Annotated in this window: 26 protein-coding genes and 3 tRNA genes; all 29 read right to left on the bottom strand. The window is 53.6% G+C overall.

The window, feature by feature from the left end; all coding sequences use genetic code 11:
* Positions 1-232: 232 nt before the first annotated feature.
* Positions 233-1,027: an alpha/beta hydrolase gene (locus tag KJZ99_00965; protein MCL4304465.1), complete on the bottom strand. Its 795-nt coding sequence runs from the start codon at positions 1,025-1,027 to the stop codon at positions 233-235.
* Between the two features lies 1 nt (position 1,028).
* Positions 1,029-1,655, bottom strand: coding sequence for a DedA family protein (locus KJZ99_00960; protein ID MCL4304464.1), 627 nt, complete (start codon positions 1,653-1,655; stop codon positions 1,029-1,031).
* A gap of 23 nt (positions 1,656-1,678) precedes the next feature.
* Complete coding sequence (locus KJZ99_00955; protein MCL4304463.1) at positions 1,679-2,326, bottom strand: VTT domain-containing protein; 648 nt, start codon at positions 2,324-2,326, stop codon at positions 1,679-1,681.
* Positions 2,327-2,380: 54 nt separating this feature from the next.
* A tRNA-Pro gene (locus tag KJZ99_00950) sits at positions 2,381-2,454 on the bottom strand.
* On the bottom strand, positions 2,432-3,124 hold the full coding sequence (locus KJZ99_00945; protein ID MCL4304462.1) for a protein-L-isoaspartate(D-aspartate) O-methyltransferase: 693 nt from the start codon (positions 3,122-3,124) through the stop codon (positions 2,432-2,434). Before KJZ99_00945 ends, KJZ99_00950 begins: the two co-directional genes overlap by 23 nt.
* A 108-nt stretch (positions 3,125-3,232) precedes the next feature.
* Complete coding sequence (locus KJZ99_00940) at positions 3,233-4,414, bottom strand: class I SAM-dependent rRNA methyltransferase (GenBank protein MCL4304461.1); 1,182 nt, start codon at positions 4,412-4,414, stop codon at positions 3,233-3,235.
* A 5-nt stretch (positions 4,415-4,419) separates the two neighbouring features.
* On the bottom strand, positions 4,420-5,049 hold the full coding sequence (locus KJZ99_00935; protein MCL4304460.1) for an SOS response-associated peptidase: 630 nt from the start codon (positions 5,047-5,049) through the stop codon (positions 4,420-4,422).
* A 49-nt stretch (positions 5,050-5,098) separates the two neighbouring features.
* Positions 5,099-5,175: transfer RNA gene (locus KJZ99_00930), tRNA-Pro, on the bottom strand.
* Positions 5,153-5,533, bottom strand: a complete 381-nt coding sequence (locus tag KJZ99_00925) for a MerR family transcriptional regulator (protein MCL4304459.1) — start codon at positions 5,531-5,533, stop codon at positions 5,153-5,155. Before KJZ99_00925 ends, KJZ99_00930 begins: the two co-directional genes overlap by 23 nt.
* A 37-nt stretch (positions 5,534-5,570) precedes the next feature.
* Entirely contained in the window at positions 5,571-6,005 is a 435-nt protein-coding gene (dut, locus tag KJZ99_00920; protein ID MCL4304458.1) for a dUTP diphosphatase, read from the bottom strand.
* A gap of 14 nt (positions 6,006-6,019) precedes the next feature.
* Positions 6,020-7,180 carry an insulinase family protein gene (locus tag KJZ99_00915; GenBank protein ID MCL4304457.1) on the bottom strand — a complete coding sequence of 387 codons (1,161 nt, stop codon included), beginning with the start codon at positions 7,178-7,180 and terminating at the stop codon, positions 6,020-6,022.
* A gap of 103 nt (positions 7,181-7,283) precedes the next feature.
* Positions 7,284-9,464 carry a polyribonucleotide nucleotidyltransferase gene (locus KJZ99_00910; protein MCL4304456.1) on the bottom strand — a complete coding sequence of 727 codons (2,181 nt, stop codon included), beginning with the start codon at positions 9,462-9,464 and terminating at the stop codon, positions 7,284-7,286.
* 51 nt (positions 9,465-9,515) lie between these two features.
* A complete protein-coding gene (gene rpsO / locus KJZ99_00905) occupies positions 9,516-9,785 on the bottom strand; it encodes a 30S ribosomal protein S15 (protein ID MCL4304455.1) in 270 nt (89 codons plus the stop codon).
* A 30-nt stretch (positions 9,786-9,815) separates the two neighbouring features.
* A complete protein-coding gene (locus tag KJZ99_00900) occupies positions 9,816-10,760 on the bottom strand; it encodes a bifunctional riboflavin kinase/FAD synthetase (protein ID MCL4304454.1) in 945 nt (314 codons plus the stop codon).
* Positions 10,761-10,795: 35 nt separating this feature from the next.
* Positions 10,796-11,470: a tRNA pseudouridine(55) synthase TruB gene (gene truB / locus KJZ99_00895; protein MCL4304453.1), complete on the bottom strand. Its 675-nt coding sequence runs from the start codon at positions 11,468-11,470 to the stop codon at positions 10,796-10,798.
* On the bottom strand, positions 11,458-12,441 hold the full coding sequence (locus tag KJZ99_00890) for a bifunctional oligoribonuclease/PAP phosphatase NrnA (GenBank protein ID MCL4304452.1): 984 nt from the start codon (positions 12,439-12,441) through the stop codon (positions 11,458-11,460). Before KJZ99_00890 ends, truB begins: the two co-directional genes overlap by 13 nt.
* Positions 12,441-12,818, bottom strand: a complete 378-nt coding sequence (rbfA, locus tag KJZ99_00885; protein MCL4304451.1) for a 30S ribosome-binding factor RbfA — start codon at positions 12,816-12,818, stop codon at positions 12,441-12,443. Before rbfA ends, KJZ99_00890 begins: the two co-directional genes overlap by 1 nt.
* A complete protein-coding gene (locus KJZ99_00880; GenBank protein ID MCL4304450.1) occupies positions 12,811-13,098 on the bottom strand; it encodes a DUF503 family protein in 288 nt (95 codons plus the stop codon). Before KJZ99_00880 ends, rbfA begins: the two co-directional genes overlap by 8 nt.
* Positions 13,095-15,869: a translation initiation factor IF-2 gene (gene infB, locus KJZ99_00875; protein MCL4304449.1), complete on the bottom strand. Its 2,775-nt coding sequence runs from the start codon at positions 15,867-15,869 to the stop codon at positions 13,095-13,097. The genes KJZ99_00880 and infB overlap by 4 nt, the downstream gene beginning before the upstream one ends.
* Positions 15,870-15,880: 11 nt before the next feature.
* Positions 15,881-17,200, bottom strand: a complete 1,320-nt coding sequence (gene nusA / locus KJZ99_00870) for a transcription termination factor NusA (GenBank protein ID MCL4304448.1) — start codon at positions 17,198-17,200, stop codon at positions 15,881-15,883.
* Positions 17,197-17,667 carry a hypothetical protein gene (locus KJZ99_00865; GenBank protein ID MCL4304447.1) on the bottom strand — a complete coding sequence of 157 codons (471 nt, stop codon included), beginning with the start codon at positions 17,665-17,667 and terminating at the stop codon, positions 17,197-17,199. Before KJZ99_00865 ends, nusA begins: the two co-directional genes overlap by 4 nt.
* 116 nt (positions 17,668-17,783) lie before the next feature.
* Positions 17,784-18,464, bottom strand: coding sequence for a tetratricopeptide repeat protein (locus KJZ99_00860; GenBank protein MCL4304446.1), 681 nt, complete (start codon positions 18,462-18,464; stop codon positions 17,784-17,786).
* 54 nt (positions 18,465-18,518) lie between these two features.
* A tRNA-Arg gene (locus tag KJZ99_00855) sits at positions 18,519-18,592 on the bottom strand.
* A gap of 44 nt (positions 18,593-18,636) precedes the next feature.
* Entirely contained in the window at positions 18,637-20,043 is a 1,407-nt protein-coding gene (locus tag KJZ99_00850; protein ID MCL4304445.1) for an FAD-binding protein, read from the bottom strand.
* A 1-nt stretch (position 20,044) separates the two neighbouring features.
* On the bottom strand, positions 20,045-20,338 hold the full coding sequence (locus tag KJZ99_00845) for an acylphosphatase (protein ID MCL4304444.1): 294 nt from the start codon (positions 20,336-20,338) through the stop codon (positions 20,045-20,047).
* 5 nt (positions 20,339-20,343) lie between these two features.
* Positions 20,344-21,654 carry an asparagine--tRNA ligase gene (asnS, locus tag KJZ99_00840; GenBank protein ID MCL4304443.1) on the bottom strand — a complete coding sequence of 437 codons (1,311 nt, stop codon included), beginning with the start codon at positions 21,652-21,654 and terminating at the stop codon, positions 20,344-20,346.
* 15 nt (positions 21,655-21,669) lie between these two features.
* Positions 21,670-22,665 (bottom strand): NAD(P)-dependent glycerol-3-phosphate dehydrogenase, encoded by a 996-nt coding sequence (locus KJZ99_00835; protein MCL4304442.1) that lies wholly within the window; start codon positions 22,663-22,665, stop codon positions 21,670-21,672.
* Between the two features lies 1 nt (position 22,666).
* Complete coding sequence (gene plsY, locus KJZ99_00830; GenBank protein MCL4304441.1) at positions 22,667-23,263, bottom strand: glycerol-3-phosphate 1-O-acyltransferase PlsY; 597 nt, start codon at positions 23,261-23,263, stop codon at positions 22,667-22,669.
* The gene (purM, locus tag KJZ99_00825; GenBank protein ID MCL4304440.1) at positions 23,260-24,261 is read right to left on the bottom strand and encodes a phosphoribosylformylglycinamidine cyclo-ligase; all 1,002 of its coding nucleotides are present in this window, start codon (positions 24,259-24,261) and stop codon (positions 23,260-23,262) included. Before purM ends, plsY begins: the two co-directional genes overlap by 4 nt.
* Positions 24,262-24,296: the final 35 nt, after the last annotated feature.

Here is a 24,296-nt window from a genome sequence, read left to right as displayed (position 1 = left end):
GGCTGTTTACTCGGTCTCCGAGCGATACTCGAATCCGCGATCTGAATGAAACTCTTCCTCTTGTTCACTCGGCTACTGCACAAACCCCGCAACAGCTAGTCCTCACATCCACTTCACGCTAACCCCTTGTTATTCCTACCCGGGAACCAAATGCCTTACCCAAGCGTTCAATACTCAATGCCACCCTCGTCACAAGTTGGTAACTACCTGTTTCCTATCCACTCCCCTACCGTCAGCGCCTCTCCAAATAACAACTTCTAAGGAAATCCGCAATCTCCCCCACAACTTCCATCTCAATCTCCCGTTGCGGAGCGTGTCCCACGCCAGCGTACATCGCCGCCCGCGCCTTCTTCCCCACTCCGTCGACAATCGCATTCACCTGCTCAATCGAGCCATATTCATCCAGCTCCCCCTGCATCACCAGCACCGGGCACTGTATCTGAGGCAGATACTGAAGCAGATTCCACTCACGATGCGCGGGATTCAACCACGTCTCGTGCCAAACTGTGTACAGCCGTTGTGTTTTGTCGCCGTGATACTTCCGCAATCGTTCCAACAGTCGCGTGTCGTCGGCCGTCGCGACTGTATTCATCACACCTTGAATCGTCACCTCTTCCAGCATCACATGCGCCGCAATCGAGACGATTGAGGCCACACGTTTCGGCCACATTGCCGCCGCCACCAGCGCAATCGAACCTCCGTCACTATGCCCCACTAAAATCGCGCGCGTTACACCCAGCTTATCCAAGATCTCCGGCATCCGCCGTGCATCCTCTTCCAGATAAGCGCTCGTCCGCTGACAATCAGAAAGCGCCGACGACTCCCCGTGCCCCCGCCGATCATACATCACTACATCAAATCCAGTTGCCTCGAAGAGTTGCTCTGGAAACTCTCTCCATGTCGCCATGCACCCCAATGCGTCATGCAAAAGAATAATCGCCGGGTCGCTTAATTCTTCCCCCCGCGCCAACCGCTCCGCGGCCAGAAAGTAATCCGCAAACTCAAGTCGTAGCGATTCCCGCCGCACTCTACTTTAACACCTTCAACACCAAGAACCCGCCAATCAGCAGCACCGTGAACACGATCGTAAGCTGATTGAAGTACTTGTCAATGAAGACAGTGATTCTGTCGCCGTATTTCTTATAAGTCAACCCAATGATACCTGCCACCAGAAAGAACCGCGCACTCCTCGACAGTGCCGATGCAATCACAAATGTCGGGAAGTTCATCTCGAACCAACCCGCCGTTATCGTGAACACCTTGTAAGGAATCGGCGTAAAACCCGCAATCCCCACAGCCCAGGCTCCGTATTGATCAAAATAGTGTTGTGCCGTTTGCTGAATGTACTCCGGAGTATGACCAATCAACTTGCCGATCCACACCAGTAGCCACCATCCAAGTGTGTCCTTCATCGCATACCCAATGCCATAGCCTAACATTCCGCCGAACACCGAACCAAGCGAGCACATCAGTGCATAGACATACCAGCGCTGATATGCCCCGACACACATCACAATCAACAGAACGTCCGGCGGGATCGGAAAGAACGACGACTCGACGAAAGCGATTGAAAATAGTGCGATCAGCGCGGACGGGCGCGCCGCCCAGGCGACTGTCCAGTCATAGAGCCTGCGGATAAAATGTGGCTTGGGCAAAGACAACGTGCGTTCTTCCGGTTTTATGATGAGCGTCTACTTAATGCTCGCGAGCGAAGCAGGGCAATCGAAGTGGGAACAATCGTCAAGAACGCGACAATGATAATGGCCAGCACGAAGTTCTGCCTGACCCAAGGAATAGACCCGAAAAAGAAACCTCCGAGCACAAAAACCATGACCCACGCGAAACTCCCTATGACACTCGCCAGCACAAACCGGGAGTAGCGCATCTTCGACAAGCCCGCGATAAACGGAACGAAAGTGCGAAAGGTGGGAATGAACCTCGAAACCAGTACCGCCTTCACGCCATGCTTGCGGTAAAACATGGTCGCCTTACGCAAGTATCCCGGACGAATCATCTTCGTCCATTTGACCAAAACCTGATGGCCAAGCTTCCGCGCGAGCCAATAATTGGCCGAATCACCTAAGACTGCCGCCAGGTGGATCCCAATCGCGAGTTCATAGACATTCAAATGACCTGCGCCGGCAAATGTCCCCGCTGCGAACAACAACGTGTCACCGGGCAAAAATGCGGCAACCACCAAACCCGTCTCGGCGAAGACGATCAGGAAAATCAGCCAGTAAGTCCACGCGCCATGATCGACGGCGGCTTGCTCAAGCCGTGTATCCAAATGCGAAAGAAAATCGAGTATCTGGGAGATGAAATCCATTAGGCTGCTAATACAACAAAGCCGCTCCCGAACAAGGGCGGCTCTGCTGCGTTGTCGGGGCGACTGGATTTGAACCAGCGACCCCTTGGTCCCGAACCAAGTGCGCTACCGGACTGCGCTACGCCCCGACATGTATTGTCTTGGATCCGCTCCCGGATCACTAAATCCCTCTCGCCCTATCAATGGCACGAATGATACAACTCCCATTTCCCGCTGCTGCAATTCGCCGCCAACTTTGTCAACCACCACAAGCTTCTGCTCGCGTTCCGCGCCCATCGGAAAGATCATTCTCCCGCCTTCACGTAGCTGCGTCGCCAAGGTCTTCGGCAACTGCGGAGCCGCTGCAGTGATTAGTATCTTATCAAACGGAGCATGCTCCGACCAGCCGATTGTCCCGTCGCCGTGCTTCACAAGAACATTCGTCAACCCGCAAGCTTCCAACCTCAATCGTGCGGTCTTCGCCAACTCGAAGTGACGTTCAATGGTAAAGACCTTGCTGGCAAGATGCCCAAGAATGGCCGCTTGATAGCCCGATCCCGTACCGATTTCCAAGACTCTATCAGTTGGCTGGATCTCCAGCAGCTCTGTCATCCGCGCAACAATGAACGGTTGGCTGATCGTCTGCCCTTGCTCAATCGGCAGAGGCGTATCCTCGTACGCTCTGTTCTGGAACGCCTCGTCAACGAACTCGTGGCGTTTCACTCTGGCCATGATCTCAAGAACGCGCTCGTCTTGGATTCCCCTGCGTCGCAACTGGGTAAGCACCATCTCATCTCGGGTTAACTTATAATTTCTCATATGTTTATATCCGAGAATGCTTTATCAGCATGACAGCAGCCACTTCACACAAAGAAACAGAATATACAACTCCTCATCGCGAAAGTCAAGCTCCAAAAAACCCGAAAGTTACAGAACCTGCGCAACAGCAAATTTCAAATACTCTGATTCCGGCATCGCTGACAAGACAGGATGATCCGGTGCCTGCGTCCCAAAGGCCAGAAAACGTACGGTCCTGCGGCTCTTAAAAGCCGCTTCTTCAAGGGACTTTCTCCAATTTACTCGCGAAATTAGCCCGGAACAGCTCGATGTCAATAGTAATCCCCCCGGCTTCACCCATTTCATGGCCCGCGCATTCAAGTCGCGATAACCGCGCAAAGCAACCGTTGCCTTGCTGCGGCTCTTGGCCAGTGCTGGCGGATCGACACTGACGACATCATACTGTTCCTGAACATCCTTCAACCACTCGAAGATGTCGGCTTTCGTAAAAAGTGCGCGGCCCGCGAAGTTGTTCAGTTCACTGACGTCACTCGCCAGTTTAAGCGCGCGGTCTGATCCGTCCACGAAATGTACGAAACCAGCTCCCGCTGACAACGCATACAGACCAAATGCTCCCGAATAGCAAAACAAGTCGAGCACTCGTTCGCCGCCGCGGATGAATGATTGCATCAACTTTCGATTCACGCGCTGGTCAAGGAAATAGCCGGTTTTCTGGCCCTTGACCGGATCAGCAAGCAGCTTAAGTCCATCCTGCTCGAAGATATGCGTATCCTCGAGTTCGCCGAGAATGACCTTGCGCTCGGCCTGCAATCCTTCGAGCGTTCGCATGGTAGAATCGTTTGCGGCCACAATGTGCGCAGGATTGAGCCGTGTGCAAATCCAATCCACGACATGATCCACAATACTCTCGCTGCCTGCTGTTAGACTCTGATAGACTGCCAATCTGTCGAATCGGTCCAGAATGACGCCGGGAATGCCGTCCGCTTCACTGAATGCGATTCTGCAGACTCTGTCGTCTCCCAATACCCGCACTCGCATGTCCCTCGCTGCATCCAGTCTCCTGAACACAAAGTCCCGATCGATCTGCTCGTCATCTCGAGTGAATACTCTCGCCGCGATCAAACTGTGTCGGTTGAGAGATGCGATACCGTAGAGTCTTCTCCTCTCGTCCTCGACTCGCACAAAGCTGCCCGGCTCGTGTATTTGAAAACCATCCTGCAATTCATTCGCAAATATCCAAGGATGTCCCTTGAACACTCGATCCTGTGCACCCTTCTTCAGGACAACTTTCGGATATGAAGATTGCGACATTCGAATTAAAACAGCGACGTTTGCGAGGAACCTTCAGGCTCATCAGGCAGAAGCAAGATCAGTTCACTCTCCAAAGGCTTCAGGAGGTCCCGAATACTTGGCAATGGCGTTTCCGGTTCAAGCCAGGCCTTCACGTCATCAGGCTTCAGGATGACCGGCATTCGATCGTGAACTGGCGAGACGATTTCATTTGCACTGGTGGTTAACAGCACACAACTCTGAATGCTTTTCGATTCGTCAAACCACTCATCCCACAATCCCGCGAACAGGAACTCTTCATCGGCCGGAACGAACGTGCGGCGCTTCCTCGACTTCGTCCACTCGTAGAACTCTCCCGCAGGCATGATGCATCGGCGTTCTCGAAATGAAGCGGAAAATGAGCGCAAATCCTCAACCGTTTCGGATCTGGCATTGGTCAAAGGTCGATCCGGCATTTGCTTCGACCAGCCGGGGATTAAACCCCAGCGCATTTCGGCCTGCACAAACTCCGTTCCCGACTTGCGTAAAACTGGCACCATATCTGTCGGTCTGACAATTCGCATGGGACGGTCGTAGTCAAGATTCCGGGGAATCCCGAGCAGGTCATGAACAAATGCACTTCTCGAGTAGCCGATGGTTCCATATGCGTTGCACATTCTGACTCCTCCTTAACAAAACACACGGGCATTGCACCCGTGTGTCATTTGGTCGGGGCGACTGGATTTGAACCAGCGACCCCCACACCCCCAGTGTGGTGCGCTACCGGGCTGCGCCACGCCCCGACGAATCTATCATCTCCAATATCTCTTTCAACTCTCGGCGAACTAACTCCAGCAGGCTGGTGTCCGTCTCAACCTGCTCCGGCTCATCAAAACCTAACTCAAGCTGCTTCCTTGCACCCGCAATTGTAAATTTCTTATTGTGCAAAAGGTCGTGAATTCTCGTGATCAATGCGAGATCATTCTCAGTGTACAATCGGTTTCCCCCCCGACCCTTTTTCGGGTGAAGCTGCGGAAACTCACTTTCCCAATAGCGCAAAACGTGCTGATGCACACCGATTCGCTCTGAAACCTCGCTGATCGAATAGTAAAGCTTGCGAAGCTGAGGAGCACGCGAATCTCTTGCTTCGATGTCCTTCATGCGCGTCTCTTTCGAATGTTCAGAATTTCAGAACGTCTTACTGACCGGTGCTGCCAAATCCACCCCCGGCCCGTTGGCTGGGTGGAAGTGACTTCGACTCAATCAGCTCAACTCTGGCAACAGGAGACACTATAAGCTGTGCAAATCGCTCGCCAGACTCGATTCGAACACTCTGGTCCGATGCGTTCATGACTAAAATCAGAATCTCTCCGCGATAGTCCGAATCAATTGTGCCGGGAGCATTCGGCATGAAGCATCCGCTCCGTCGTGCGAAGCCGGATCGAAGCCTAACCTGACCCTCAAATCCATCAGGAATCGCGACACAAATACCGGTGGGCAGCAGCACTCGCTGACGAGGTTCGATAGTAACGCTCTGGCCGGCAAGTGCAAGATCAAGACCGGCAGCACCACTTGACGCATAGCTGGGGAGTTCTGCCAAGGCGTGTTCCAGCCGCAATACTTCGATCTTAATCTGCGTGGTCAATCTCAGTTTGGCTCAACGACGGTTGTGACAAGATTCTGTGCATCGAACAGTTTGCGCGCCATGCCTTGAATCTTCCTCGGCGTAACGGCATCAATCCGCTCGCTGATCTCGTCGAGCGAAACATACCTTCCCTGGTAAATCTCCATGCGCGCAAGCCGCATCATCCTGCTCGAGGTGTTCTCAAGTCCCAACATAAGCCCACCTTTGTACTGAACCTTGATCTCCTCCAGCTCCTGTGAGCTGAGCGGTTTGTCCATCAAGTCCTTCAACTCGACCAGCACAAGTTCTTTCGCGCGTTCAACTCTGCTCTTATCTGTAGCGAGGTATATCCCGAAATAGCCTACGTCCGACAAAGCGTCGTTATATGAATACACTGCGTACGCAATACCGTGCTTTTCACGGATGTTCTGGAACAATCTGGAAGACATTCCGCCACCAAGAACGGTATTGAGCATAGAGGTCGCCATGCGATCGGGGGATTTGTACGGAACGCTTCTGCCACCGATGAACATGTGAGCCTGTTGAATGGGCCGCGAATTCCGCGTGGTGCTCGGCTTCATCGCCGACACTGGATCCGATTTTGCGGTTCTGCGCGAGCTGCTCACGGTCAACTTGTCGGACAGGAGGCGAACAAGCTGCGAATGCTTCACATTCCCCGCGGCAGCAACGACTATTCGCGGCGCCTGATAGTGCTCACGTTGAAAGTTGAGAATGCTTTCGCGAGTGAATGAGGAGACGTTTTCCGGCGATCCAAGAATCGGACGTGACAGAGCATGATTGCCGAAAACCTGCGCAACGAACTGTTCATGTGCTACATCATCCGGCATGTCCTCGTGGTCTCGAATCTCATCAAGGATGACTTGCTTTTCTTTCTCCATCTCCTGCGGATCATACAGTGAGTTCTGGAGAATGTCCGTCAAGATGTCTACTGCGTTGGGCAACTGGTCATCGAGAACGTGCACATAAAAACACGTCAGCTCTTTCCCGGTAAACGCATTGATATGACCACCGCCGCGCTCGATGGCTTTCGCAATTTCGATAGCCGTGCGAGTTGACGTCCCCTTGAACGCCATATGCTCGATGAAGTGTGAGACTCCGTTGAGCTTCGAAGACTCATGCCTTGAACCCACTGTCACCCAGATTCCCAGGGCGGCCGACCGCACGCTGGGAATTCTCTCCGTGACAAGTCTCACACCATTTGACAGAACACTTTTTTCGTACTGTGCGCCTCGCGCCACTACTTACCTCGCTGACCTTTCGCCTATGTTAGTCGCCATCCTTGACCTTCTCATGCCGCGAGTGCTTTTCACGTCCTTTCCCGTGATGACCCCTGTCAGAACGCTCACGCGGAGGCTCTTCAACGTAGCCTTCCGGCTTCGGAAGCAAAGCCTTGCGCGACAAGTCAAGCTTGCCTTCCGGAGTGATCTTTACCAGCTTGACATTCACAGGATCGCCAACATTCAAGTGATCGGTGACCTTAGCAACGCGATGATGCTCGATTTCGCTGATATGCAGAAGACCTTCACGTCCGGGCAGAATCTCGACAAAAGCACCGAAGTCGGTCACTTTTGTGACGCGACCATCGTAAGTTCTGCCGACTTCCGGATTCTCCGTCATGCCGCGGAGAATGGCCAGAGCCTTCTCCACCTCTTCCGAGCTTGGACCGGAAATGCAAATCTGTCCGGTATCTTCGATATCGATCTGTGCTCCGCTTCGGGCTATGATGTCGCGTATCGTTCGGCCACCCGGACCAATGATTAGTCCGATCTTATCCGGATCAACGGTGAAGAACGCGATGCGCGGCGCGAAAGGAGATATCATCGGGCGCGGTTCGGCAATGGCCTCGCGCATCTTGTCAAGAATGTGCGCAATTCCGGCTCTGGCCTGCTTGATAGCAACGCGCATCAAGTCGATCGAAATTCCGGTAATCTTGATGTCCATCTGGCACGCTGTAATGCCCTGCTCATTTCCCGTGACCTTGAAGTCCATATCGCCAAGGTGATCTTCATCGCCCAGAATGTCGGAGAGTATCGCGACTTGACCATCCTCCTCGATAAGACCCATCGCGATTCCAGCGACAGGTGACTTGAGCGGCACACCGCCGGCCATGAGCGACATGCAACCGGCACAGACCGTCGCCATTGACGAACTGCCGTTGGATTCAAGAACTTCCGAAACAACTCGAATCGTATACGGGAAGTCATCCCATGCGGGCAAAACCGGTTGAATCGCGCGCCACGCCAAATTGCCGTGACCGACCTCGCGACGTGATTGACCCAGAAACTTGCGAACTTCTCCCACGCTGAACGGCGGGAAGTTATAATGAAGCATATACGGCCTGAAGTAGACGCCGTCAATGCCGTCTACCTTCTGTTCGTCGAACTTCGCTCCAAGAGTTATCGCTCCAAGCGCCTGCGTCTGACCTCTCGTAAACAGCGCGCTGCCATGCACACGCGGAAGTACGTCGATCTCACATGAAATCGGTCGAATGTCGGTCGGGCCGCGACCGTCGAGACGAACCTTCTCTTTCACGACTCGATGTCTTACGACCTGATCAAAACACGAGTTAACCCATTCCTTGATCGCGGAATCAGAATCAGGGAATTCGTCGGCAAGCGCCTCAACCGCTTCGGCAATGATAACTTTCATCGCCTTCTTTCTGGACTGCTTTTCAGGTACTTGAAGCAATTCTGCGACGCGACCTGTGTAAGTTTTCGACAGACGATCAACCAAGTTCGCATCGAGCTTGCGCGGCGTGAACTCCGCTTTGGGTTTGCCGGCGGCTTCTGCGAGCTTCAACTGAAGATTGACAATCCTCTTGATCTCCGCGTGGGCGATTTCTATGGCCTTCAGGAATGTGTCCTCGTCAACCAGCCGGGCAAGTCCTTCGATCATCATTATGGACTCGGATGTTCCGGCGACCACCACGTCAAGCGAAGACTCTTCAAGCTGCTTAAACGTCGGATTCACGATGTACTCGCCGTTAATGCAGCCCATGCGCACTGCGCCGACCGGTCCATTGAACGGAACTTGCGAAATCACCAATGCTGCTGAAGCCGCGATTGTTCCCAAGACATCAGGATCATGCTCTCCGTCCGAAGATAAGACGTTGATCATAATCTGCACTTCCTTATTGAATCCGTCAGGAAACAACGGACGCAACGGACGGTCCGTCAGGCGCGCTGACAGCGTCTCCTTCTCAGACGGCCGTCCTTCACGCTTGAAGAATCCACCCGGAATTCTTCCTACTGAATACATTTTCTCACGGTAGTCCACCGTGAGCGGCATAAAATCAAAATCGGTTTCCGCATCAAGATTTGCGCAAACGGTTGCCAACACGGTTGTATCCCCAAGCGTCAACCAGATTGCACCGTCGGCCTGCTTTGCCATCTTTCCAGTCTCAAGGCTAAGCGATAAACCACCCAATTCCAACGTTTCGCGTGTCATTCTCTTCTCTCCTTCTTCTCTCCTGCTCCTGTTTACTTCGCGAAACGCCGTTTAGCCGCGGAGGCCAAGCTGCTTCACAAGTTCGCGGTAGCGGTTAATGTCTTTCTTGGCAAGGAACTTCAGCAGACGGCGACGCTGTCCTACCAACAACAGGAGTCCGCGCCGTGAGTGATTGTCCTTCGCATTCTTCTTAAGATGCTCCGTTAAATAGCTGATGCGGTGAGTTAGCAGAGCCACCTGAACTTCCGGGCTGCCTGTGTCATTCTTTGTCCGGCCGTATTTTTCCATGATCTCGCGGCGCGGATTGTTAGCATCTGACATTTTCGGTCTCTTTCATGGTATTTAGTTCTGTTATGAAGTCGCATTTACGTGAAGCAATCGCGGCTCAACACTGACACCCGCCTCAATGAGTATATGCCGCACACTTTCCAAATCCTGCTGCATCTGCTTGGATAGTGCATCTTCGCTCGAAAACCTGATCTCGCCCCGCAACCGTTTTACAAACTTGATTGTAAGCTTTCGGTCGTAAAGATCGCCGCTGAATCCGATGAGATGTGCCTCGACGGAATGCCGGCGGTTTTCGAAGGTCGGATTGAAGCCGATTGATACTGCGGCAGGGTACGCGTGATCGTTCGTTTCAGCCACAGCCGCATATATGCCATCCCGTGGAACCAGCTTTCCTGCTGCGAATCCATCGAGATTCGCGGTCGGGCAGCCTAAGCCTTTGCCTCGGCCATAACCTCTGACAACATGTCCGCTTAGTTCAAAGCGGCGACCAAGCATGTCATTAGCCTGAGCAACGTCGCCATCCAAGAGCAAGCGACGAATTTGTGTTGACGATACTGCCTGGCCGCCCACCACTGCAGGAGGAACAATCGCTACCTGAAAACCAAACTCTTGTCCAAGACTCAACAGCGATTCGCGGTCACCACCTCTGTCTCTTCCAAATGAGTGATTGTAACCTGCGATAACGCTTCCAGCGTTCCATCGCTTGACAATGTGTTCCGAGACGAATTCTCGTGGCGTCAATTCCCGAACAGTCTCATCAAAATGCATTAGAACAACGTGTTCAATTCCTTGCGCAGCAAGTAGCTGCAACTTCTCGTCGAACGATGTCAGCAAGGCAACAGAATGAGAATCACCTGAAATGACTGATCGGGGATGCGCATCAAACGTTGCAACCAACGGGATGGCATGTGCCTGAGCTGCGGCTCGTTTTAGAGTCTCAAGAATTGCACCGTGACCAATATGCACTCCGTCAAACGTTCCAACAGTGACGGCAGTCTTTCTCTTCACGATCTCTGCGGGAAGTTGATCCCTGTAGACTGTCATCAGAACGCGTCACCCCTAAATTCAGGTCTTGTCAGTGCCTCGCCGATTGTCCACGCTGCATCAATCCGGTACTGGCCGACCCTGGTTCGCCGCAGGGAAGAGAGCGCGGCTCCGCATCCAAGCGAGTCGCCAAGATCGCGCGCTATGGAACGGACATACGTTCCCTTCTCGCAGTCAACCTCGAACTCGACCTCCGGATTTTCCATCCTGAGTACACTCAATTTGTTTACTCGTACCGGTCGGGACTCAAGGAGAAAGGACTCGCCGCTCCGCACGCGCTTGTAACCGCGTTTGCCGTCGACCTGAATGGCCGAAACGGCAGGTGGCCGCTGCATAATCTCACCAATTTGTGAGCGCAGGAAGTCAATGATCTTGGATTCGTTCCAATCAACGGCAGACTCTCGGATTGTCTTGCCGCCAAGGTCATCAGTCGTAGTTGTAATTCCCAACCTGATCGTACCTGTGTAACACTTTCCGAGACTCATGAACTCATCCGACCGGGTTGTGCAGTCGCCGAACAGCAGAAGAAGTAATCCACTCGCAAGCGGATCAAGCGTGCCTGCATGTCCAACCTTCTTCCAGCGCAACCCCCCGCGGAGTTTCGCCACCACATCGAAAGAAGTCCAGCCCAGCGGCTTGTCGATTGGAAGAACTAAGCCTTTCAATCTTGGCAGGTGACACTGGCGTCGCGCAAAGCGTTGGACAACACCGGCAGCAATTTTTGCTGAACTGATCGAAAAGTTCCAAACATCCTAAAACCTGCGGCTCGCTCGTGACCCCCGCCACCAAACTTCTCCGCGATTTCCGACACATTCACGTGGGAATTCGAGCGCATCGACACGCGAATTCGACCATCCCTCATTTCGGAGAAGAGCACTGCAACCTCCACTCCTCTGATGGCACGGCCCAAGTCCACGAGGTTGTCAGGATCCTCCACGGCGTGCTCTGACGACACGAACATCGTGGCAATCATTCCGCCTTCAAGCAGCTCCAGCGTATCAAGAATCTGCGAAGTCGAACGGACGTCTTCCGCAGGAATTGAGTAATACAGCTGTTCGGTAAGTGTTTGAAGCGAGGCTCCCGCCTCAACCAAATCCGCGGCGACGCGAAGTGAGTTCGCGGAAGTATTGGAATGCCGGAAACGTCCCGTGTCCGTGAGGATTCCCGCGAGCAGATTCGTTGCTATCGACGGACTAAACGTCAATCCAAGTTCGCGGAATATCTCATATAGAACTTCGCCGGAAGCCGCAGCATCCGTGTCCAGCAGAACCAAGTCGCCGAACTTCGTATTTGAAACGTGGTGGTCGATGTTTGCAAGACGCGACTCAGGCGACAGGAAGTTTTCAACTTCACCGATTCTGTCCCTGTTGCCGCTGTCGACGATGATCGCAGTACTGAACGGCGCGAGACCACTTGTGCCCTTGGCGACGAGAATCTCCGCTGCTCCGTGCAGGAACAAGCATCGCTTGGGGCACTCATCCTCCAAGATGCACGTCGGTGTTCCCCCGCACTGAATAACCGCTTCGCGCAATGCCAGTATCGAACCGATGGCATCCGGATCAGGCCGGACATGCGAAGATATCAAGACCCGCTCGCACTTTAGGAACTCTCGAAGGGCAAGCACCGACGCTTTAGCGAGACTCACTATTCCGAGTCTCCCCGCGCTTTCTTAAGAAGTTCTTCTATGCGTGCTGCGCGAGCCGGTGTTTCATCATACCGGAATTTGACTTCGGGATGGTGCCGCATCACAAATCGCTTCGCGATCTCAGTCCGAAAGCGACCTCGCAGCCTGTTTAACTCCGAAACGATGGCCGCTCCGTCGGCTTTCTCCCCATACGCACTGATGAACACCTGAGCAAGTGAGAGGTCTTCCGAAACTTCCACGCCTGTCACGGAAATCAAAACCGTGGGTGGGAAACTCGCTATGTCGCGAATCCAATCGGGCATCATGCGCTCGATTTCCGCACCTAAACGGAGTGGGCGGCGAGGGCCGCCAGAGTCTGGGCGAAGCTGATTAGACATAATACTCGATTTGAAGATTCATGACAGAAGCACGCGTCTCCTGTAGAATAAGCTCCTGAATCTGCCTAAACTCTTGCTCAACCGCGGACTCAGTATGGGCCGCTGCCGCGACAACCAGTGTGACCGCCTGCCAAGCGGATCCGCCGTCTTCGATCACCGACGCATTGAATCGCTGACGAATCCTGTCCTTTAACGAGTTTACGACACTACGTCGCTCTTTCAATGCATGGCTGTGCGGCAAATGGAGGTCCACTTTCATCGCCGCAACGCAGAATTTCATACCACAGACTGCTCGAGTGTTCTCTTGACCTCAACCACTGAAATAACTTCTATCGAGTCTCCTTCACGAACATCATTCATGCCGTTCAAAAGGATGCCGCATTCATATCCCGCTTTGACTTCCGTCGCATCATTCTTGAAACGCCGCAGAGAACCGATGGTGCCTGCCCATATCTGCTTGCCGTCTCGAAGCAGCCGAATTTGGCTTTGCCGCCTGATTGAGCCGGAGACAACAAAGCAGCCCGCGATCGTTCCGGACGACGGGACATGAAAAGTCTGGCGCACTTCAATCAGACCGACAACGTCTTCGCGTTTGTCCGGACGAAGCATTCCCTCGAGCGCAGCGCGAATGTCGCTCTCCATTTCGTAGATAATCCGGTAGACTCGAATATCCACGCTCTCACGCATTGCAAACTCTCGCGCTTTCAGGTTCGGATGAACATGGAATCCCAGAATAATCGATCCGGTTGCGGCGGCGAGCAAAACATCACTTTCGCTGATCGCTCCAACTCCGCGATGTATGATCTTGACTCCGACTTCCTTTGTCGAAAGTCGTTGCAGTTGATCACAAATCGCCTCGACTGATCCGTCCGCGTCACCCTTGATGATCAGCGGCAATTCTCTAAGTTCGCCCTCGCGGATTCGTTGCGAAAGCTGATCCAGGCTAAGCATCCGGATCTGGCGGAACGTCTGCTCTCGTTGCAGGAGCTGGCGCCGCATTGCGATGTCTTTCACTTCGCGTTCGCTGTCAAGAACAACAAACGCGTCGCCTGCTTGCGGTGCGCCGGAAAACCCGACGACCTGCGCCGGACGTCCGGGCCCCACGATATCAATGGATCGGCTGTTTTCGTCGAGAAGAGTTCGGACTTTGCCGTGAAACTGACCTGCGACAAAGAAGTCGCCAACTTTCAGCGTTCCATTTGTGACGATGACCGTTGCAACGACGCCTCTTCCTTTGTCCATGCGCGTTTCAACAACCGTCGCACGTGCGCGCCGCTTGGGATTGCCTTTTAATTCGAGAAGGTCCGCAGCAAGCAAAACCTCTTCCAACAATCCGTCGATACCCTGACCAAACTTCGCGGAAATCTCGGCGGATTGCACCTTGCCACCCCACTGCTCGACCAATACATTGTGACTTGCGAGCTGCTTGCGGATCTTCTCAGGGTCGGCATTTGGACGATCAATCTTATTGATCGCGACAACGATGGGTACGTCTGCCGACTGCGCGTGACTGATTGCTTCCAAGGTCTGCGGCCGCACTTGATCGTCGGCGGCAATCACCAGAATCACCAAATCCGTGACTTGTGCCCCGCGCGCACGCATCGCCGTAAAGGCTTCGTGACCGGGAGTGTCGAGGAAAGTAATGCGTCGATCTTTGTGGATTACTTCGTATGCGCCGATGTGCTGAGTAATCCCGCCGTGTTCCTCGGCGATAACTGCCGTTTTGCGAAGATAATCAAGAAGAGACGTCTTACCGTGGTCGACGTGACCCATAACTGTAACTACAGGCGGCCGAGGCACGAGATCAGCAGGATCATCCTTTTCGTCATCAAGATCCTGCACGACTTCTTCCTCGTCGGTGACAAACTCAACTTTGAAGCCGAATTCATCTGCCATCAACTCAATCAAGTCATGCTCAAGACGCTGATTGATCGTTACAAGCTTGCCCATCATGAAAAATTTCTTGATGACTTCGGAGACATCGACGTCCATCAGGTTGGCAAGCTCCTGAGTCGATACGAACTCGGTCAGCTGCAGGATGTTATCGTGCGTTTCAACGAGTTCACCGGTAAGCTTGTCGCGGCGTTTTGCGCGTTTCTTCACCGTATCCATCGAGGCAATCGTCTGACGAATCGTTGCCTGAACCGCCGAAGGGTCGACTTCTTTTCGCTTCGTTTTCGTCTTTATTCTTCGAGAACGACTTTCGACAGTCGGTGTTATGCGCTTGGCCTTCTCCTGCTTCTGTGCGGCGATCAGGCGCTTCTGCTTCTCGATTATCTCGATATTCGCCTTGGTCGGTGCGCGGCGCTTCTTGGCGTCACCCGACTTCGCAGTATCAGTGGCTTCAACGGGCGGTGCGACAACCGGCCGAACACGCGAGGGTGCCCCATCTGTTGGTGCAGCGCTTGGCCGGCGTGTCTGTCCAGGTGCAGGTGCACCTTTACGCTCGGGACGAGTCTCTGTCCGAGGTGGATGAGTCTTCGCCTCCGTGCGCTGCTTCGCCGACTCAGCACGCGCTTTCCGACGGGCTTCCTCTGCCGCGCGTTGTGCCTCTATCTCTTTTCGCCGTTTCTCGATCTCTTCGCGCTCACGCTGCGCACGAGCCTCGGCTTCCTTCTTTTGCTCGTCTTCTTCCGCCCGCTTTGCCTTCTCCTGTGCCTCGATCTCTTCGCGCTCTCGGTCCTCTACCGCCTTACGCTCGCGCGAACGCTTTTCCTCTTCCGCTTCAACCTGCTGAATCAAACTTGCGGCGGAGTCCAGCGTCTGGTTGGAAGTCGTGTTGAGCAATTCGTCAAGCTGATTCGTCCGGTTTCGCTCAGGTTCCACGTGAGTTGTAGCAGCAGGCTGTGCAGGTGCCTGCATCTCCTGCCAACGCGAGGGATCAAATTTCTTGACCACTTCAGCATACATCTCGTCCGTTACCGGAGACATGTGCTTCGGCGACTTCGAAACATCGAACCCGCGTTCCTCTAAGAACTCAATAATCGCCGGGCTGGCAACTTTAAGTTCCTTAGAAACCTCAAAAATCTTCTTCTTTTTTGCCGAACTCAAAAGGAAATTCCTTATCCCTCAATCTTCGATTCAGATTCAGTCTGTGAGGCGTTTGCTTCGTCAGGACTCTTGGGAGAACCGGCTGATTCAGAGCTTTCTTCCGTGACAAAGTAGCTGTTGAGAATTGACATGATACTGTGGACCTGATCAACGCTGAACTTCGTCAAGGTCATCACCTTTTCTTCGCCTGCGTCAAGCACTTCGTCCGCCGTTTCGAATCCGGCCTCAATCAGCTTGGTTTTCGTATCTTCATCCAGCTCGTTGACTTCAGCGAGCTGTAATGGATCGGGCGCCAAATACTCCGACTCCTTGATCGGCTCAATCGGGATATTTGTCAGATCGGATGCGAGTCGCAAGTTCTGACCCCGCTTGCCTACCGCAAATTGTATCTGGTCGTCCGGCACAACCACCGTGGCAGAGTGCGACTCGTTGTCGTATACGACGAGCAGCGGCGTCGCTGGAGACATTGCGCGCTTGACGTAAATTTCCGGGTCTGCGCTCCAGTGAATGATGTCGATCTTCTCCCCGCCAAGCTCGCGAACTACGGCTTGAATGCGAATACCCTTCATTCCCACGCACGCACCGACCGGATCAATCCGCTTGTCGTGGCTGCGAACTGCAATCTTGGTGCGATCGCCCGGCTCACGAGCCACGCCCATAATTTCAATGATACTGTCGAAAATCTCAGGCACTTCAAGCTCAAACAGCCGTGTGACAAAGCTCGGATCAGCACGGGAAATGACAACTTCAGGATCCTTGGTCGTCTTGCGAACTTCTTTGATGATCGCGCGAATTGTCTTGCCGCGAACATACTTCTCGTTATACACCTGCTCGGACTTGGGCATAATCGCTTCGTATCTGTCGAGGTGGATCCGAATCTCACGACGATTAATCTGATGGATCTCGCCCGTAACAATCTCGCCGATGCGAGATGAGAATTCCTGGTAGATATTCTCTTTCTCAATCTCGCGGATTTTTTGCGTGAGATTCTGTCTGGCCGTCATCACCAGTCGCCTGCCGAACTCGTTTACATCCACAAGCTCGGCGTAGGTATCGCCGATATCGAGATCCTCGTCGATTCGCAGAGCACGTGAAAGCGGCATCTGCGTCACAGGGTCCGTCAGGTCGTCATCATCGACGATCTCTTTCTCGCAGAAGATCTCGATATCACCCTTTTCAATATTGAAAATGACGTCGAAATTCTCGGCGTTCCCATATTTCTTCTTGATCATCGCGTGAAACACCCCTTCGATGATCTCGCGAAACGCATCGCGGTCAATGCTCTTGTCTTGGAGAATTTGACCGATGGCTTCGACTATCGGAGTATTCATTCCTTGAACCCCAATGGTTTCTTGAATTCAGGTAGGACCACTGCCGCCAACACGTCCGGTCGTTCGAGCCTGTACACCTGAGATTCTGCTTGCAAGGTTAAACCTGTGTTTTCATCATACTCTACCAACCGGCCGCGTATCTCCTTAGGACCCTTTGCACCCGGAATTCGAACTTTCAAGAGACGTCCGACGTTTTTTCGAAATTGCCAGTCCTCACGAAGTGGATAATCCAAGCCGGGCGAACTGACCTCAATGCGAAAATCATCGGATAGCAAATTCTGCTCGATGATCAGGTTTCGCAGCTCCCTCGTCAGCTGGGCGCAGTCTTCAATAGAGATATTGCCAATCTCCCGATCACCTACTATCCGCAATTGCGTGCTTCCATTGCGCTCGACATGAGAATACTCGAGCAACACGAACCCGTGTTCCCTAAGTAACTGCTGCGCAACTTGCTCCACTCGATCCAAGACCTATTGCTCACCGTAGATAAACAAAAAAGCGGGCGCGGGCCCACTTTCTAATAAGGAATCACATTTCCTCAAATATACGAAAACAGGGCACCAATGGCAAGTCCCAGCGATAATTAGCGAAGCTGGCCCAACAAAGTTCGCGCGCGCGTCGCCGACTGAGAATCCGGATAATTCTGAACAATTCTGTCGAGCACAGAAATTGCCTTATCCTTTTGATTTATTTCGAGATATATCCTCGCTGCACTGTTTAACCCCTCTGCGGCGAAGGCCGCTTTGGGGAATTTCTGCGCGACTTGTTCATACCTCTGCGCGGCTTCTTCTTTGCGTCCGAGCGCCTCCAGTGTGCTTGCTACGCCGGCTTCGGCACCCAAGGCCGTTTCCTTATCGGGGGAATAGTCCTTCAGACATGCCTCAAATCCGGCCAAAGCTCCAGCGAAATCGCCTTGGTCGAATTTTATGCGCGAAAGGTAGTATTGCGCCTCGGCGGCAGTGGCCCCGCCATGAGCGGCCTGGACGGTGTGAAACTGTGCCTGTGCCTCGGCCAGACGTTGCTGCCCGTATAAGGATTTGGCAAGGAATATCTCATAACTTGCCTGAGTAGCAGAACTACCCATCCAAGCCTGAAGCCCGATCACGACCAGGATGATCGCGACTATCCCCCCTGCCACCATCCAGACAGTATTCTTGTGCTCGTGATAGAAATGCTCTGCCTTGGCCGCTGTCTCGACCAGAGTGTCGTGCTTGAGATCGCTTTTTGTAAGCCGTCCGCCGCGTGTGGCTGCTGCTTTAGCCATTGATTATGCTTTGTTTATGAAAAGTCTTGTGTTGCGTCACCGTCGAGTCCTTCGTACCCCCGAGAGGACTCGAACCTCCGACGCAGAGTTTAGGAAACTCTCGCTCTATCCATCTGAGCTACGGGGGCATGTCCCAGCAAACCTAATAATATAGGGCTCTTCCGCCTTGATGTCAAGTGCCCTGTTTGACTGGGTCAGGAAAGATTTTTCCCGGATTCAGAATTGCGAAGGGATCCAAGGCTTGCTTGACCGACCTCATCGTCGCAATCTCAACATCGCTTAGCGCTTGCGAGAGATATTTCTTTTGAACCCACCCGATTCCGTGCTCGCCGCTGATTGTTCCACCAAGGGAGACCGTGAGGTCAAAAATCTCAGGGATAGCGCCGGAGGTTCGCCGCTCCCACTCTGTTGCTTCCGTGGACTCGCGCAGGAGGTTGCAATGGATGTTACCGTCGCCAGCGTGGCCGTAGCAAATTACGCGGACCTTCCACTTGTCGCAGATCTCGTGAACTCCCCGAATAAGCTGCGGAAGCTTGGAGCGCGGCACGACTGTGTCTTCTTCCTTATAGGGGCTGATTGCCTTGGTTGCTTCGCCTGCTGCGCGCCGAATCTCCCAAAGCTTTTCTTGCTGCTGCGGTGACTCTGCCACGTTTACATCGAGTGCCCCGCAAGATTGCAGGATCGCGCCGACTTCCATCATTTCACTATCCAGCTGTTCCTCATGCATGCCATCGATCTCTATCAATAGGCATGCGGCTGCATCAGCATATGGAACCGCCTCCGATCTCCGGGCTTGAATAGCCTGAAGGCACGCCTGTTCCATGAACTCAAGCGCGCACGGGATGACTCCTGCTTCAAGGATGCGCGGCACGGCTTCGGCTGCGGAATCCAGAGACCCAAACGGTGCCAGTAAGGTACGGCGGAATTGGGGACGCGGCAGCAGTTTGAGCGTTATCCCAACTACAATCCCCAGCGTGCCTTCGCTGCCGACAAACAGCTGGGTCATATTGAAGCCGGTCACATCTTTCAGTCGTTTGCCCCCGTAGCGAGCGAGTTCTCCGCTCGCCAGAACGACATCCAACCCATACACGTAGTCTTTCGTTGTCCCGTACTTCAATGCTCGAGGCCCGCCTGCCCCCTCCGCCACATTTCCGCCGATTGTACAGGAGCCGCGGCTGGCAGGATCAACGGGATAGAAGAGTCCGACCTTCTCCACTTCCTCTTGAAGAATCTGAGTAATCACTCCCGGCTCGCATGTCACGAAGAAGTTCTTACTGTCGATTTCGATGATCCTATTCAATCGCTCCGTGGACAGGACTATGCCACCGCAGACCGGTAATGCTCCGCCGGACAGTCCTGTGCCGCCGCCACGCGCAACTATTGGCGAGCGATGTTTTGCGGCGATCCTGACTGCGGTTTGAACATCTTTGACCGATCGAGGCCGCACGACAACATGAGGAGGGAAATTCAGGTCTTCAGTCTCATCGCTGCCATACTTGTCGAAATTCAAGTCACCTGGATGCAGCAAATCCTCCGGATCGAGGAATGATCTGAGCTCCTGCACTACTTGCGGCCACATCTTACTGTCCATCCGGTCGCACCCTGAAGTCGGTGAACTCCTGTCCACCACCGAGCGGAAATTGATTCAAAGAAGTCACATGTGAAAAAGTCGGCCCTTCCCGCATTGCCTCTATCATCATGTTGACCAATCCTTGAGGTCCCTCCAGCTCAGCTTCTACTCGTCCGTCTCGCAGGTTTCGCACCCAACCCGTTACTCCCAGCGACTGTGCACGTTCAAGCACAAAGCATCGAAAGCCGACGCCTTGTACGACGCCATTGACAGTTACACGGACTCGACGGAATTCCTCGCCCATTTCAATTACGGCTTCAACCTTGAGATCATTCTCGGGAACGGAATCGTCTCGCGGACGTGCGGCAATCCGCAGAGCCAAGCGACCGTCCGTTCAAGCCCCAAACCATACCCCGCATGCGGAACACTGCCGAACTTACGCAAGTCAAGATACCAGCTAAAATCCTCGACCTTCAAGCCGTGCTCCAACACGCGTTTGACCAGCTCGTCATAGCTGTCTTCACGCTGACCTCCGCCCACGACCTCGCCTTTTCCTTCCGGTGCAAGGATATCAAATCCCAATGCGAGTTTGTCGTCTTCCGGATCACGCTTCATGTAGAAGGCCTTAAGGTGCGCAGGAAAGTGATGCAGGATTACCGGACGGTCATACTGATTGGAAATAGTAGTCTCTTCATCGCCGCCAATGTCATCTCCCCAGCTTATCTCATGGCCGTTCTGTTTCAAGACTTCAATTGCATCGTTATAGCTGATGCGCGGGAACGGTTTCCTGATCTTCTCGAGTATTGACGCATCACGCTCAATAACTTTAAGGTCCTCCGAGCGCGTCTCTAATACGCGCTGGACAATAAAGCAGATCATGTCCTCTGCAAGCTCCGCAGCACCCCACATATCCATGTACGCAACTTCAGGTTCAATCATCCAGAACTCTGTCAGGTGACGACGGGTTTTGGATTTCTCCGCACGGAAAGTCGGACCGAATGTGTAGATCCTGCCAAGTGCCATCGCCCCGCATTCCCCGTAGAGCTGGCCGGACTGACTGAGATAGGCGGGCTCCCCAAAGTAATCGGTTTCAAAGAGCGTGGATGTCCCTTCGCAGGCTGCATTGGTGAATATCGGAGGATCAAAAAGGGTGAACCCGCGTTCATCAAAGAAGTCACGAATTGCCTTCACGATACAGTGGCGAATGCGCATGATCGACACCTGCCGCTTGCTCCGGAGCCAAAGGTGACGATTATCCATCAGGAAGGCGGTGCCGTGCTCTTTTGGAGAAATGGGAAATTCTCCCATTGCCGCTTGAACAGGAATGACCTGCTTCAGAATCAGCTCAAATCCTCCGGGCGCTCGCTCGTCGGCATGAACTGTTCCGACGACCATCAGCGAGGACTCCTGTGTCATCGCGTCGATTGCAGCGAATCCGTCCTCGCCGATGTCCTTGATGGATCCGACGCACTGAATAACGCCCGTGCCGTCACGAAGCAGCACGAACCGAATCTTGCCGGAAGAACGCTTGTTGTAAAGCCATCCTTTCAGAGTCACATCTTTGCCGTCCCATGCGGCTATGTCCTGCAGATACACATGTGGCGCAGTCGGCGTCACCATAGTCACCTCTTATCGCTAGTCTTCCTCTTTAAGCTCTCGTTCCATTAATCCTCGGACTGCATCCCGCGCGGAAAGCTTGCCCTCCAAGACGGCACAGACTCCGGCTGTGATGGGTGTCGCTATGCCGTGCTTAATTCCCAACTCAAAAGCAGCTCGCGCCGTCCAAACACCTTCTGCGACCTGACCAGTCTTCTTCATCGCCTCAGGAAGCGTTTCACCTCTGCCAATGAACTCGCCGACTGTGCGGTTCCTGCTGCGAGGCGACATGCAGGTTGTGGCGAGATCTCCCAGTCCGGAGAGGCCCATAAACGTCTTACGATCGCCGCCAATCGCTTCCCCTAACCGCGACAGTTCCGTGAGTCCCCTTGTAATCAGCGTGCCCTTCGTATTGGCCCCGAAACCCATGCCGTCCACCATCCCGGCCGCGAGCGCAATGACATTCTTCATTGCCCCTGCAAATTCGACTCCGCGCACGTCTGATGAGCGGTACAGCCTAAGCTGCTCAGAAGAGAATGCACTTTGGACTGTTCTCGCAGTCTCCTCACTCCTGCTCGCAACAACGGCAGACGTTGGCATTCCCATCGCAAGTTCCGCCGCCAAAGTCGGGCCGGACAGACAGACATATCTGTTCATAGAGAATCTTGTCGCAGACTCTCCGAGGATTTCATGCTCGAGTTTGCCCGTGCCGCTCTCGATACCTTTGGCGGTACCGACCCATATTACTTCTGGAAAAAGCGCGTCGTTGCGTTGAACAAACTCCCTCGTCTCCTGCATCGGTACTGCAAAAAAAACGATCTCACTTTGACTCAAAGACTTTTCAAGACTTGCGGTCACGCGAACAGTGTGAGGCAACTGTAGCCCCGGAAGGTATTTCGCATTAATCCTGTCCTGTTCAACAGTCTGTACGAGCTGAGAATCACGCGCCCACAGCGTTACTTCGTGACCGAGCCGTCCGGCATGAATCGCCAATGCCGTTCCCCAACTTCCCGCGCCGAGTATCGCGACTTTCATCTTAGAAAAACCTCGGTTCAGTTCCAGAGAGCAGTCGTGCGATGTTCTCGCGATGCGTATAGAAGAGAAAGAGAGCGATAACAACTCCCCCGATAATCACAACGGGCGGATAGGGTTCTGCTCCCGCGAGTAGTATAACAGGAAATGCGGCAGCTGCGGTGAGCGAAGCGGCAGAGACGCGACGAGTCACTCCAAACACGATTGCCCAGACAGCCAGCGACCAACCTAATGAGGCAAGGCTGATCGCAGCCATCGCACCGGCAGAGGTGGCAACTCCCTTGCCTCCCTTGAATCGTGCAAAAGGTGTGAAGACGTGTCCCGCAACCGTGCTAAAAGCCATGACGATTGCTCCTGCGTGGTCGTCTCCACCTAAAAGCAGCGGAGCAAGGTAAGCGACGGGCAGATATCCTTTCAATGCGTCCAATATCAAAACCAACGCGCCCCACTTCCTGCCAAGCACGCGAGAAACGTTCGTGGCACCGGAGCTTCGCGAACCTATCTCACGTGGATCGGTGCCGGCAATCCACTTGGAGAGCCAAATTCCTGTGGGTATCCCACCGATAACGTAGCCGACCAAAGCGGCAAGGTATGCGCTCACACCACTCGTCCGATGACGTGCACCGGCTCCTTCCGCGTGGCAAAGTACGCCTGAAACTCGGTCACGTAATCTTCGGCAACGATCAGCACCAGACCAATTCCGCAGTTGAATACTCGCCACATTTCGTCATCGCTGATTTGGCCCCACTGCTGAATCAATCGAAACAGCTCGGGAAACTCCCAAGAATTCCAGTCTACTTCGAGTCTCTGACCTTCACGCAACACGCGCTCTGTATTCTCAACCAGACCACCGCCCGTAATGTGCGACATCGCGTGCAGGTTGGAGTTTGTAAGCAACGGCTCGATTATGTTCCAGTAGCAGCGATGTGGCGCCAAAACCGCATCGCTGAACAAGGTGCCATCGCTCAGTCTCATTCCGGCAAGATCGCCGGAACGCAGTTTCGGATCGAGGACTTTGCGAATTAGTGAGTAACCGTTCGTGTGCGGGCCGCTGGACTCAAGTCCGAGCAGAATGTCTCCTCTTTTCACACGCGCCCCGTCAAGAATTCGATCCCGCCGGACCGTGCCCACAATCGTCCCCGCAAGATCAAAGTGTCCTTCTTCATAAAGCCCTGGCATTTCGGCAGTCTCACCACCGATAAGCGCGACCCCGTGCGCCCTGCAGCCGCGAGCCAGACTTTCAGCAAGTGACCCGGCTAACTCCGGATCGAGCTTCCCAAAAGCCAAATAGTCGAGAAAGAAAAGAGGCTTCGCTCCGCAGACCATTATGTCGTTGATGGAGTGGTGGACAAGGTCTTCGCCCAGACCTTCAAGCTTCTTCATTTGTGCGGCAAGCAAGACCTTCGTCCCTACCCCGTCTGTCGATGCGACCAGAACCTGCCCATCGGGAGCGTCGTCCAGTGCAAAGAACCCCCCGAACAGCCCGATCCCACGCAGGACCGCATCAGTATGAGTGGACTTGGCGGCCTTCGCGATCAGCGACTTTGCCGTTGCCGATCGGGAAAGGTCTACGCCGGAACTCGAATAAGAGGACGACATTTGAACTTTAAGAGTTTGAAAATAAATAAGGTGCT

It is taken from the genome of bacterium (assembly GCA_023382385.1).
Classification (GTDB): Bacteria; Electryoneota; RPQS01; order RPQS01; family RPQS01; genus JABWCQ01.
Note: the sequence above shows the minus strand (reverse complement) of the source record. Positions and strands in the feature narration are given on the sequence as shown.